Source organism: Actinomadura sp. RB99 (assembly GCF_014706005.1).
Taxonomy (GTDB): Bacteria; Actinomycetota; Actinomycetes; order Streptosporangiales; family Streptosporangiaceae; genus Spirillospora.
Map to the genome: position 1 here is coordinate 112,508 of NZ_JABMCA010000006.1, position 12,016 is coordinate 124,523.

The 12,016-nt window shown below is 76.4% G+C and carries 11 protein-coding genes and 1 tRNA gene; 5 read left to right on the top strand and 7 right to left on the bottom strand.

Features of this window, described 5'->3' with window-relative positions; genetic code table 11:
• Positions 1–130 precede the first annotated feature (130 nt).
• A complete protein-coding gene (locus tag amrb99_RS08115; RefSeq protein ID WP_241755363.1) occupies positions 131–1,339 on the top strand; it encodes a PucR family transcriptional regulator in 1,209 nt (402 codons plus the stop codon).
• A gap of 57 nt (positions 1,340–1,396) precedes the next feature.
• Here amrb99_RS08115 and amrb99_RS08120 read toward each other — a convergent pair whose 3' ends face one another.
• The 3 genes from amrb99_RS08120 to amrb99_RS08130 form a co-directional block, all read right to left on the bottom strand.
• On the bottom strand, positions 1,397–2,296 hold the full coding sequence (locus amrb99_RS08120) for an alpha/beta hydrolase-fold protein (RefSeq protein WP_206699867.1): 900 nt from the start codon (positions 2,294–2,296) through the stop codon (positions 1,397–1,399).
• Positions 2,297–2,402: 106 nt separating this feature from the next.
• Positions 2,403–3,284 carry a DMT family transporter gene (locus amrb99_RS08125; protein ID WP_190854172.1) on the bottom strand — a complete coding sequence of 294 codons (882 nt, stop codon included), beginning with the start codon at positions 3,282–3,284 and terminating at the stop codon, positions 2,403–2,405.
• Positions 3,284–5,206, bottom strand: a complete 1,923-nt coding sequence (locus tag amrb99_RS08130) for a phosphatase PAP2 family protein (protein WP_190854174.1) — start codon at positions 5,204–5,206, stop codon at positions 3,284–3,286. Before amrb99_RS08130 ends, amrb99_RS08125 begins: the two co-directional genes overlap by 1 nt.
• A 228-nt stretch (positions 5,207–5,434) precedes the next feature.
• Between amrb99_RS08130 and amrb99_RS08135 the strand changes: the two genes are divergently transcribed.
• The gene (locus tag amrb99_RS08135; protein ID WP_190854176.1) at positions 5,435–6,310 is read left to right on the top strand and encodes an SAM-dependent methyltransferase; all 876 of its coding nucleotides are present in this window, start codon (positions 5,435–5,437) and stop codon (positions 6,308–6,310) included.
• 88 nt (positions 6,311–6,398) lie between these two features.
• Here amrb99_RS08135 and amrb99_RS08140 read toward each other — a convergent pair whose 3' ends face one another.
• From amrb99_RS08140 to amrb99_RS08155, 4 genes are all read right to left on the bottom strand, one after another.
• Positions 6,399–6,710 (bottom strand): DUF6510 family protein, encoded by a 312-nt coding sequence (locus amrb99_RS08140; protein WP_190854178.1) that lies wholly within the window; start codon positions 6,708–6,710, stop codon positions 6,399–6,401.
• A 1-nt stretch (position 6,711) separates the two neighbouring features.
• Positions 6,712–7,464 carry a ferredoxin reductase gene (locus amrb99_RS08145; protein ID WP_190854181.1) on the bottom strand — a complete coding sequence of 251 codons (753 nt, stop codon included), beginning with the start codon at positions 7,462–7,464 and terminating at the stop codon, positions 6,712–6,714.
• Positions 7,434–8,033, bottom strand: a complete 600-nt coding sequence (locus amrb99_RS08150; protein ID WP_190854183.1) for a sulfite oxidase-like oxidoreductase — start codon at positions 8,031–8,033, stop codon at positions 7,434–7,436. Before amrb99_RS08150 ends, amrb99_RS08145 begins: the two co-directional genes overlap by 31 nt.
• Positions 8,034–8,100: 67 nt before the next feature.
• A complete protein-coding gene (locus tag amrb99_RS08155) occupies positions 8,101–9,174 on the bottom strand; it encodes an MBL fold metallo-hydrolase (RefSeq protein WP_190854186.1) in 1,074 nt (357 codons plus the stop codon).
• Between the two features lie 129 nt (positions 9,175–9,303).
• On the opposite strand from amrb99_RS08155, the gene amrb99_RS08160 reads away from it, so the two are divergent.
• The 3 genes from amrb99_RS08160 to amrb99_RS08170 all read left to right on the top strand — a co-directional run bounded on the left by amrb99_RS08160 (position 9,304) and on the right by amrb99_RS08170 (position 12,011).
• A tRNA-OTHER gene (locus amrb99_RS08160) sits at positions 9,304–9,378 on the top strand.
• Positions 9,379–9,442: 64 nt separating this feature from the next.
• Entirely contained in the window at positions 9,443–11,176 is a 1,734-nt protein-coding gene (locus tag amrb99_RS08165; RefSeq protein WP_206699868.1) for an ankyrin repeat domain-containing protein, read from the top strand.
• Between the two features lie 229 nt (positions 11,177–11,405).
• Complete coding sequence (locus amrb99_RS08170; RefSeq protein ID WP_347256588.1) at positions 11,406–12,011, top strand: TetR/AcrR family transcriptional regulator; 606 nt, start codon at positions 11,406–11,408, stop codon at positions 12,009–12,011.
• The last annotated feature ends 5 nt before the right edge of the window (positions 12,012–12,016 follow it).

The following is a 12,016-nucleotide window of genomic DNA, read 5'->3' on the forward strand; positions in this document are numbered from 1 at the left end:
GATACGCATTACAGGAGGATTCCGACTATCTCCACCCCGACCCCCGTCTTCACCCCGAGTGCACCTGATGGTGACAGCGGTCACTTTCTTGCCTAGGGTGAGGCCGGTCCCCCCTCCGGAGGGAGGCTCCATGGTCAGTCCCCTGCCGAACGGACACCGGATGGCACAAGGGTCGATGCCCGCCGAGCTGCCCGACCTGCTGCGCCAGCACCTGCAGGCCGCCGTCGAGGAGATGGAGCGGGAGATCCGCGACCAGGTGCCCGAGTACGCCGGCGACGGCGGCGGCGCGTACGCCCTGCGGGTCGAGCGGACGGTCAGCGAGACGGTCGCGTTCTTCGTCGACTCCGTCGACCACCCGGACGCCGACGCGCGGCACCTGACCGAGCTGTACATGCGCCTCGGCGAGCAGGAGGCCCGGCAGGGGCGCGGGCTGGAGCCGCTGCAGAACGCGATGCGGGTGAGCAGCCAGATCGCCTGCCGCCGCTTCATCAAGGACGCCTACCGGCTCGGCTGGTCGCGGGAGACGCTGGGCCGGCTGACCGACTCGCTGTTCATGCTGGTGGCGCGCGTCGCCGACGCGGCGGCGCAGGGCTACGCCCGCGAGCAGGGGCAGCTGGCGACCGAGCGTGAGCAGCGCCGCGAGCGGCTGCGGGACGCGCTGGTCGCCGAGCCGTCGCCCGGGCACGAGGCGATCACCGAGCTGGCGGTCGCGGCGCGCTGGGACCCGCCGCGCAGCGTCGGGCTGGTCGCGCTGCCCGCCGGGGCGCCCGCAGGCGCGCGGATCCTGCCGCCGGCGGTGCTGGCCGCGTGGGACGCGCCCGTCCCGTTCCTGGTCGTCCCCGACCCGGAGGGGCCCGGGCAGGACCGGCTGTGGCCGGCGCTGCGCCGGCTCGGCACCGCCGCGATCGGGCCGACGGTGCCGCTCACGCAGGGCGCGGTGTCGCTGCGGTGGGCGCGGCACGCGCTGACGCTCGTCGAGCGGGGCCTGCTCCCCGGCGGGGAGCCGGTCCGGTGCGCCGAGCACATCGCCTCGCTGGCCACGCTGGCGGCGGAGGAGCTGGTCGGCGCGACCGCCGGGGCCGTGCTCGGCCCGCTGCTCGACCTGGCGCCGGCGCGCCGGCAGCCGCTCGCCGAGACGCTGCTGACCTACCTGCAGTCCGGCGACAACGCCGTGGTCGCGGCGGAGCGGCTGCACATCCACGAGCAGACCGTCCGGTACCGGCTGCGGCGCATCGCGGAGCTGACCGGCGGCCGGTTCACCGACCTCGACGGCCGGCTCGACGTGATGCTGATGCTGAGCTGGCTGGTGCGGTCCGGGCGCGCGGAGGAGCCCGCCTGACCCCTCCCGCCCGTCCTCCCGATCCCGCCCGCCGACCGCTCAGCGCCCGGCGGGCGGCTAGGTTCCGGCGAGGTGGTGGCCGAGGAACGCGAGCTGCGCCGGGAGGCGGGGACGCCAGAAGCCGCCGTCGTGGCATCCGCCGCCCATGGACCCCTCCGGATGGATACGCCCGCGCAGCTTGCGGACCATCGGCGCGAACGGGTCGCTCGTGCCGCAGTCGACGCGGATCGGGACGCCGTTCAGCGCGTCCAAGGAGTGGAAGACGTCGTTGCGGGCGAAGTCGGCGGCGCCGTCGAAGGACCGCGCGTTGGTGCGGCGCGCGTCCTCGTAGGAGGCGAACAGGGCCGGGGACGAGGCGACCACGGCGGCCGTCCGAGGGGCGCCCAGCCTGCGCGCCAGCACGAGCGCGCCGTAGCCGCCCATCGACCAGCCGATGGCCCCGATCCGGCCGGTGCGGGCGCCCTGCCCGCGCAGCCGCGGCAGCAGCTCGTCGACGATCATGCCGAGGGGGTCGTCGCCGTCCGCGCGGGCGTGCCAGTAGGTGTCGGGCCCGCCGTCGACGGCGACGATCGCGAACGGGGGGACGCCGCCGCGCGCGACCGCGTCCGGAAGGTAGCGGTCCAGCGCGAGGGACCGCACGGCGGACGCGCCGTCGCCGCCGCTGCCGTGCAGAGCCACGGCGACCGGGAGGCCGCGCAGGGACGTGGTCGCGGCGGGCAGGACGACGGTCGCGGTGACGTCCGTGCGGCGGCGCGCCGAACGCCAGGCGATCCGCCGGACGGCGGTGGACGCGGCGGGCGGCGCGGGGACGTCCCCGCACCTGCCGAGCGCCTCGGCGAGGCGGACCCTGCCGGGCAGGACGTCGTTCTCGACCAGGGCGTAACCGGTCCCGCCGGCCGCCGCGAAGGCGCCGAGCCCGCCGAGGCCGCCGATCAGCAGCGCGCGTCTGGAGATCACAGGAGTCCTTCCGGGAGGGGACCGACACCCGCTTGGACCTCCGAAAGGTCCGGAAGGTTCTGCGAAGATCGCATTTCGCGGCGGAGGAGGGCGGGAACCGTCCGAGTCAGGGCGCGGCGGGTTCGTCGGCGCGGCCCGGCGCGGACTGGGAGTGCGACAGGACGGTCACCCCGGCGGTGAGCAGGACCGCGCTCAGCGCCACCGCGGCGAACGCCGACAGCGACCGCGGCGGCTGCGTGTGGAAGGCGAAGACGGCCAGCACGTAGGACGCGACGGGGTTGGTCATCGTCATCGCGGTCATCGCGGCGGGCAGCGATCCGGCGGCGAACGCCTTCTGCTCCAGCACGAGGCCGAGCAGCGTGGACCCGGCGAGCGCGTACCCGGGCCAGTCGAGCGCCGTGGCGGCGACGCCGCGCTCGACCAGGTCGGCGGTGGTGAGCTTGATGAGCACGGCGGTCGCCGCGAACATCAGCCCGGAGCAGATCCCGAGCAGCACGGCCCGGACCGTCCCGCGGCGGATGTTCGCGGCGCGCGACAGCGCCAGCACGAACGGGACGGCGACCAGCCCGGCGAGGATCAGCCGGGGCCGGGACGGCTCGCCCTGCGAGGGGATCGCGCCGGGCACGGTGAACAGCACCGCCAGGCCCGCGGTGACGGCGATCCCGCCGACCACGTCGCCGCGGGCCGGGCGGCGGCCGAGCACGGCGGCGCCGAGCAGGATGGTGAACACCAGCTGGGTGACCAGCAGCGGCTGGACGAGCGCGGTGGAGCCCAGGTGCAGGGCGGCGGCCTGGCTCATGAACCCGCCGAGGTTCGAGGCCCAGCCCGCCAGCCACACCGGGTCGCGCAGCAGCGCGCCGATCAGCTGGACGGCGGGGACGCGGCCCTTGCCCTCCCCCACGGCGCGGCGCGCCGCCCGGTACTGCAGCGCGGCGGCCCCCGCGAACAGCAGCGCCGCCAGCACGCTGAACGCGGCCGACCACGCCATCAAGGCGTTCCGGTCTGCGCGCCGCTGCGGCCGGGATCGGCGTCGACGCCCAACTCGGCCGCGAGCTTCTCGAACGCCCGCAGCAGGCCGCCGGCGAACCGGTCCGCGCCGGGCAGCGCCCGCGTGTCGGCGGTCACGGAGACGTGCAGCGCCCCGCCCCGGCTCAGCGCGCCGACCGCTATCGGGACGCCGCCGGCGGGCGTCAGGATCGGGTGGAGGGCGCCGAGCGGCGCGCCGGCCAGCGCCAGCGGGCCGGAGGGGCCGCGCAGGTTCGCGACGACGGCGCCAGCGAACGGGGCCGGACCGGCGGGCGGACCGGGCCGCTCCCCGGCCGTCCGGCGCATGTCCGCGAGCCGTTCCCGTAAGGGGCGGCCGTCGACGGGGACGTCCAGTCGGCGAGGCCCGCCGGGGCCGTCGAGCGCGGCGGCGGGTCTCGGGGCCGTCCCGGGCGGCTCCGGGACGGCGACGCGCAGCGTCCACGCGCCCGGCGGCGCGGCGCTCTTCTCCGCGGCGGCCTCGGCGGCGGCGTCGCCGGTCAGGGCGGCCAGCAGGCCGGTGACCCGGACGCCGGCGGCGCGGGCGACCTCGCGGACCCGGTCCAGCGGCAGCGTGGCGGTCCCGAAAACGTGCCGGGGGACGGCCGGACCGGTGATCGCGGGGGGTTCCGCGAGGGCGGGCGGCGCGGGCGCCGGCAGCACCGCGGCCCGGCCGGGCGCGGGGGCGTCCCCGGCCGGGTCGAGGATGCCGCGCAGCACGTCGAAGGGGCCGCCGCCGTCCACGAGGGCGCGGTGGAGCAGGACGACCACGGCGTCCGGTGCGGTCCCGCCGCCGCGGACCAGGTGGAGCCGCCATGGCGGGCGGCCGGCGCCGAACGGTTCCGCGACCAGCCGCGCGACCAGGGCGTCCCGGGCGCGGCGGTCGCCCGGCGCGGGCAGCGCGGACTCCCGGACGTGCCAGGCCAGGTCGATCTCGCCGGCGTCCTCCCAGCGCGCCCGTCCCGCCGGGCCGGGCCGCCGGAGCCGGCGGGTGAGGCGCGGCAGGTCCGGGAGCCGCTCGGCCAGCAGCGCGCGCACACGCACGGCCGTCGGGCCGGGCCCGCTGAACTCCGCGACGCCCCCGACGACCTGCGGCGCCTCCGCGCTCTCGCCGGACGGGGACGACGCGCCGGCCGCGCCCCGCCGCCGCACGAGCCTCGCGCGCAGCGCCTCGGCGCCCGCCGCGGCCGGGATCAGCAGCAGGCCGCCCGGGATGTCCACCACGTAGTGCGCGGCGGTCGCGACGATCACCAGGCCGGTGACCACCAGGTGCAGGGCGCACAGCCAGGCGACGACGGCGCCGCAGCGGGCGCGGACGGCGGTGGCGCCGATCCACGCCACCCAGCCGATGTGCAGGCTGGGCATCGCCGCGTACGGGTTGGCGCCCGCCGAGACCGCGCCGGTCCCCCAGGTGGCGGGCGGGTGGTGCAGCGCGATGATGTCGGTGTACCCCTCGCCGGGCAGCAGCCGCGGCGGGGTCGAGGGCCACACCGCGAAGCAGCAGATCGCGATCAGCGTGATCCAGATCAGCGTGTTGCGGGCCCACGGGTAGGCCGGGCTCCGCCGCCACCACAGGTAGCCGAGGAACCCGAAGGTGGCGAGCACGTACGTCGTCGCGTACTCCCACGCGGCCAGCGCGCCGAGCCACCCGTGCCGGACCAGCACGCCGTTGAGCCCGTGCCCGGCGTCCAGGTGCGCCCAGCGCTCCAGCTCCAGCAGCGACCGGCCGTGGGCGTCGCTGACGGCCCGGTCCCCCGCGAACGCGTGCGTGAACGCCAGGTACACCGCCAGCACGACCAGCCCCGCGGCGATCTCGCGCGCGCCCGACGCCGCGCGCCCGCGCCCCTGCCCGCGCGCGCCGGGCGGGGCCGCCTCGCCCCGGGTCACGCCGCTCCTCCCGCCTCGCCCATCGCACCACCCCCTCCGATCATCCTCCCCACGATCGATCGCGACGACCACGCCCGGGGTGGCCGATCGCCGCCTTTTCCACGGCGGAGCCCCACAAAACCGCTTCGACCAGTGCGTTTCGGTGAAGTCGATGGCCGGGCGCAAGCCGATGATCTACGTTGGGAGCCCCCGGGCGGGACGCGCCCGCCGACCGGAAGGGCCGCAGCCGTGACCGACACCCCGACCCCGGAGGAGACGGCGCCGGAGGGGGTCGATCCGCACGTGCCGGCGGCCCCGCGGATCTGGAACCACTGGCTCGGCGGCAAGGACAACTACGCCGCCGACCGCCGCGTCGGCGACCAGATGGCCGAGCTGTACCCGAGCATCGTCCGGCTGGCCAGGGCCGACCGGGAGTTCCTCGGCCGGGCCGTCCGGTACCTGGTGGCCGAGGAGGGCGTCCGGCAGTTCCTCGACATCGGCACCGGCCTGCCCACCGCCGGCAACACCCACCAGATCGCGCAGGAGCTCGCCCCCGAGTCGCGGATCGTGTACGTCGACAACGACCCGCTGGTGCTGGCCCACGCCCGCGCGCTGCTGACCAGCACGCCCGAGGGCGCCACCGCCTACATCGACGCCGACCTGCACGACCCGGAGCGGATCCTGGCCGAGGCGGCGCGGACGCTGGACCTCTCCCGCCCGTTCGCGGTCCTGCTGCTCGGCGTCCTGATCTACATCGACGACACGCCGGCCGCGTACTCGATCGTCCGGACGCTGAAGGACGCCCTGCCCCCGGGCGGCCACCTCGTCATCGCGCACAGCACCAGCGAGGTGCACGGCGCGGCGACGGAGGAGGTCGTGCGGCTGCGCAACGAGCGCGTCAAGCCGCCGATGACGCTGCGCAGCGGCGCGGAGATCGCCCGCTTCTTCGACGGCCTCGACCTGCTGGAGCCCGGCGTGGTCCCGTGCAACCGCTGGCGCCCGCACCCCGCGGGCGCGCACGGCGAGGACGTCGACGAGTTCGCCGGCGTCGCCCGCAAGCCCTGGCCCGGCCGCGCGGCGGACCGCCAGGCGAGCAGGCCGTCAGGTGAGCGGGCCGCCGGGTGAGCAGGCCGCCGGGTGAGCAGGCCGCCGGGTGAGCAGGCCGCCGGGTGAGCAGGCCGTCAGGTGAGCGGGCCGCCGGGTGAGCGGGGCGTCAGGCGAGCGGCATGCGGAGGCCGACGGTGCCGCGCAGGTCGAGCCAGGCCGTCCCGTTCCCGATGACGAGGCGCAGGACGACGTGCTCGCATCCCGGACACCGGGCGACGGCGCCCGGGGCGTGCGAGTAGACGCGCAGGCCGGGCAGCGGGCCCGCCAGCCCGCACGCGGTGCACCGCACCGCCGCCCTCGTGACGTCCACGCCGAACACCTCGCTCAGCGGCCCGGCGAGCGCGTTGCCGTCCTGGTACGCGCCGGCGTCCTCGTAGACGACGGCGTCCGCGCCCGCCTCCGTTCCGTCCGCTCCCATGTCAGCCTCCGCTCGGCCCGAAACGCTCGGTCCTGATCCTGCGCGGGTCGTGCCCCAGCGCGACCAGCAGATCGGCCGCCGCCTCCACGAACCCCGTCGGCCCGCACACGAAGCAGGCCGGGTCGAACTCCGGCGGCCACGCCCATGCGGCGAGGTCGCCCTTCGCCAGCCGGCCCGGCGGCCGCGGCCAGCCGTCCGGCGCGGCGCGCGTGTACAGCGGGAAGACCTCCACGCCCGGGTCGGGGCGCCGCAGCTCGGCGGCGTACCACCGCTCGTCCGGCGTCCGCGCGGAGTACACCAGCCGGAACGGGACGTGCGAGCCCTCCGCCCGCCGGGCCCGCACCATCGCCATCAGCGGCGCCACGCCCGCCCCGCCCGCGACGAGCGCGACGGGCGCCGGGTCGTCCGGGCGCCACACGAACCAGCCGCCCACCGGCCCGCGGATCTCGACGGGGTCGCCGACCGAGAAGACCTCGGTCAGGTACGGCGACACCTCGCCGTCCGGGACGTTCTGCACGGTCAGCTCGACGCGGTCGCCGTCCGCCGGCGCCGCGAGCGAGTAGCTGCGCTGCGTGCTGTACCCGTCGGCCGCGGTGAGCCGGACGTCGACGTGCTGGCCCGCGAGGTGGCCGGGCCATCCGGGGACGTCCAGCACGAGCGTCCGCGCGGTGGGCGTCTCGTCGCGGGTCTCCGCGAGCCGCGCCACCCGCCACCGGAGCCGGCTCAGTCCCCCTGGTACCGCTGTTCCAGCCATGGGTCCCCGTAGTCGTGGTAGCCGGCCGTCTCCCAGAAACCGGGCTCGTCCTGGGTGAGCAGGTCGAGGCCGCGGACCCACTTGGCCGACTTCCAGAAGTACAAGTGCGGCACCAGCAGCCGCACCGGGCCGCCGTGCTCGGGATGCAGGTCCTCGTCGTCGAAGCGGTAGGCCAGCCATGCCTGCCCGTCCAGCAGGTCCTGGAGGGGCAGGTTGGTGGTGTAGCCGCCGTAGGAGCGGGCGAGCGCGTAGTCCGCGGTCGTCTCCACGTCTTCGAGGAGGACGTCCAGGGACACGCCCGTCCAGGACGTGCCGAGCTTGGACCACTTGGTCACGCAGTGGATGTCGACCGTCGGGTTCTCCGACGGGAGCGCCAGGAACTCCTCCCACGTCCAGCGGCGCCGCTCGCCCGTCTCGGTGGTGACGACGAACTCCCACTCGTCCGTGTCGACGCGGGGCGTCGGCCCGGCAGACAGGACCGGGAAGTCGTCGGTGAGGTACTGGCCGGGCGGCAGCTTCACGTCCCCCTGCCGCCGCCTGCCGTGGAATCCGGGCGAGACGATGCCCATCCCCCGCTCCTGTTCGTCCGGACGGCCCGTGCGCCGGGATCCTTCCCCCGCCGGGAGGGATCCATCCCTAGGCGGCGCGAAGTTCGAGCCGGGAGCCGACCGCGTTCGGGACGAACGCCTCCGGGAGGCGCGCGGCGAGCGCGTGGGCGGCGCGCCAGCCGGTGCAGTGCGCCGGGACGACCACCGCCGGGTCCAGGCCGGCGAGCGCGCCGACGGTCGGCTCGATGATCGGCTCGAACGCGGGGCCGCTCAGGTGGAACCCGCCGACGACGGCCGCCACCCGCGGCTCCCCGGTGAGGCGGCGGGCGTGCCGGACGATGTTGACGATCCCCGCGTGCCCGCAGCCGGTGAGGACGACCAGGCCGTGCCCGCGGACGTTCAGCACGAGCGCCTGGTCGTCCCGGACGAGCGGGTCGGGCGCCCAGGCGCCGTCCGTGAGCGCCTCGTGGTAGGCGGGCATGCCGCGCTCGAACGGCGTGACGCGGTCGATCTCACCGGTGATCAGGACGGACCCGCCGAACAGCAGCGACGGCTGCGCCCGCTCGACGATCTCGAAGCCGGCGCCGGCGAGGGCGCGGCGGCTCGGCGCGGCCAGCCGCAGCGGCTCGGCGCCGGGTACGTTCATCCGGCGGCCCGTCCATACGCCGGGATGGACGACGAGCGGGGTGTTCGCGGCGCCGACCGCGCGGATCAGCCCGTCCAGGCCGGTGACGTGGTCGGCGTGGCCGTGGCTGAGCACGACCGTCTCGACCGAGGCGGGGTCGACGCCGAGCCGCCGCATGTTGCCGACGAGGCCGTCCGGGGTCATGCCCGCGTCGAACAGCAAGCGGTGCTCGCGACCGTTCCGCACCACGGTGACCAGCATCGAGAAGCCGTGCTCGGCGAGCGGGACGTCGTAGGACTCCCCCGTGTCCAGCACCCCGGCGGGCAGGCGCCGGCCCGCGGCGGCCTGCCGCATCCCGGTGCGCCGCACCGGCCCCTGGTCGGCGAGCAGCAGGTCGCTCTGGTTGTCGATGAGCGTCGTGAGCGTGACGGCGTCGACCGGTTCGAGCGGCACCCGGTCGGGCGTCTCGCGGGCGGGGTCGGGCCGCGGCGCGGCGAAGGCGACCTCGCCCGGATCGGCGACCGGCTCGTAGCACATGGGTCCTCCCGTCCCGCGCCCTCCCGGACACGATCATGATTCCACGGGCGACCCGGCCGGGGCGCGCGGCCCGCGAAGATCGCGAACGGGCGGCGCGCGGCCGCCCGGACCGCTAGGCTGCGCTGCGGCAAGGCCGTAGCGCAGAGGTCGTCGCGCCTTACAGCGGGCTGGAGGACGTCGGTTCGAATCCGACCGGCCTTGCCACCCCCCGCCCCCCGGTGCGCCGTGCCGGGGCCGCGGGGCACGGCGCGCGGGAACGGGGGACGCGGTGACGGTGATCGACACGCGGACCGCCCCGCGCGCGCTCCGGCCGGACGAGGCGTCGCGCCTGCGGCGGATCCGCCGCTACGCGGTCCCCCGCTGGATGATCGAGCGGGCCGCCGAGCGGCGGCTCGCGGGCGACTGGCGCGGGGCGTGCGCGGCGGCGAACGTGGACGTGGACTTCGACCTCGCGGACGTCGCGCGCGAGCACGGCCGCGAGGTCGCCGACGCGCTGGAGGACGACCTCCGGCACCTCGCGCCCGACCTGCTGCGCTGGCACGCGCCGCGCGTCGGCCGGGGACGGACGACGCTGGTCCCCGACCAGGCCCTCGTGCTGTCCGCCGACCCGGACGATCCCCGCCGCACCCTGCACGTCACGACGCCGCGGCAGCTCGTCCACGGGCCGCAGCGGCTCACCCTCCGGTTCGGCTCGATCTCGACCGACACCGGCTGGACGTACCTGAACACCGACCTGCCCTACCTGTCGGTGTGGCACAACCTGCAGCACCAGTGGGACACCGCACGCCACCTGTGGGACGTCCGCCGCACCGATGAGCTGCGGGAGCGCTGCGGCGGCGACGGCACCCGCGCGCCGTTCCTGGAGCCGGACGGGACGCCCCGGACGCCCGGCCTGCTCCCGTCCGCCGCCCCCGGCGGGGACGACCCGGTCGCGCGCGCCGAGCGGGCGATCCTGCTGCACGAGGCCGGCGACGTGCTGGGCGCCTTCGCCGCGGCGGGGATCGCCGTCGACGAGACGGGCGTCGAGCTGGAGGAGTACCTCGGCGGCGGGGTCGTCGAGACCGCCGGCGTCCTCGCGCGGCTGCCGCTGGCCCCCGCGCGGCTCGCGGACGAGGTCCGGCGGCTGTCGGAGCACGGGCACGGCGACGCGTACTGGATCCCCGCGAACCAGCACGTGGGGGTCGTCCTGCGCCGCGCGGACGGCGGGCTCGGCGTGGAGCTGGCGCCCCGGGACGACCTCGGCGGGGGGACGCCGGTGCTCCCGGACGCGGCGTGGCGGATGGCGCCGGACGTCGAGGCGCTGCGGCACGGCGTCGTCCCGGCCGAGGAGCTGCACCCGCTCGTCCGCGCCGCGCTCGCGCCGGCCCGCGCGTTCACCGGTCCCGGCGGCCCGCCCGGACCGGACCGCCCCGGCCCGGTCCGCATCCGGTGCCGCGGCGAGTGGCACGAGGTCGCCTTCCGCGACGGCGCCCTGCGGATGCCGCACGGCGAGGGCGAGCGGCGGCGCGAGCAGGCGCTGCTCGCGCTGGGCGGCGCGGTCGGCGGCTGCGAGGCCGCCGACCGGGGGTGGCGGGCGGGCGGCCGCCTGCCGAAGGCGCTGGACGCCCAGCGGCGCGAGCTGCTCGCGCGGGTCCAGCACGGCGACACCCCCGGCGTGCTCGCCCTCCTGGACGCCGGGGTCGACCCGCGCGTCCGGGACGCGCGGGGCCGGACGCTGCTGCACGCGCTGCCGATGCTGGACTGGGAGCCGCTGCTGCCCCGGCTGCTGCCCGTCCTCGACCTGGAGGCCCGCGACGGCTGCGGGCGGACGCCGCTGCACGTGGTGGTGTTCGAGGAGGGCCCGCCCGCGCTCGTCCGCGCCCTGCTGGACGCCGGGGCGCGGATCGACGTGCAGGACGAGGACGAGATCTCCCTGCTGCGCGTCATCGGCTGGCGCCGCTCCGACCTCGGGTTCCTGGAGAAGCGGATCCGGGACGAGCATCCGGAGATCGACGACTGGTGAGGGCCCGCCGCCGTCCCGCCGGTCGGAACTCGCTCGACTTCTCCCCGAGGCCATTTGTACATACCGACTGGTCGGATTCTTTTGAAGATAGAATCGGGGGGCGGCGCCGTCGACAGCCGGTTTCACCCGCCTCGACGACGGCCGTTCTTGGACCGGGTTCCCGCCCGGTAGGCTGACGGCTGATCAGGGGCGGCGGCGCGGGGGCGGCCGCGGACGGAGGTGGAGAGTCGTGACACAGGCCTCGGTGGGGCGGCTCTCCGACGACGTGCCCCTTCCCGACCGGCTGCTCGCCGTCGCCACCCGGCTGTTCGCCGAGAGGGGCTTCGAGGGCACCTCGGTCCAGGAGATCGTCAACGCCGCCGGCGTCACCAAAGGCGCCATGTACCACTATTTCGGCTCCAAGGACGATCTCCTCTACGAGATCTACCACCGGCTCCTCGGCCTGCAGATGCGCCGGCTGGAGCAGATCGCCGACGGCCCCGGCAGCGCCGAGGAGCGGCTGCGCGCCGCCGCCCTCGACGTCCTGGAGACCTCGTTCCTCTACCTGGACGACTTCACCGTCTTCTTCCGCTCCACCCACCTGCTCCCCCGCGACCGCCGCGAGGCCGTCCGCGCGGAACGGCGCCGCTACCAGGAGCGGTTCCGCGACCTGGTCGAGGAGGGCCAGCGCGAGGGGTCCTTCCGCACGAGCATGCCCGCCGACATCGCCGCCCTCTTCTTCTTCGGCACCGTCCACCAGATCGGCACCTGGTACCACCCGGGAGGCCGCCTCAAGACCCGCACCATCGCCGAGCACTACGTCGACCTGTTCCTGAACGGGCTGAAGGAGCACTAGGGGTC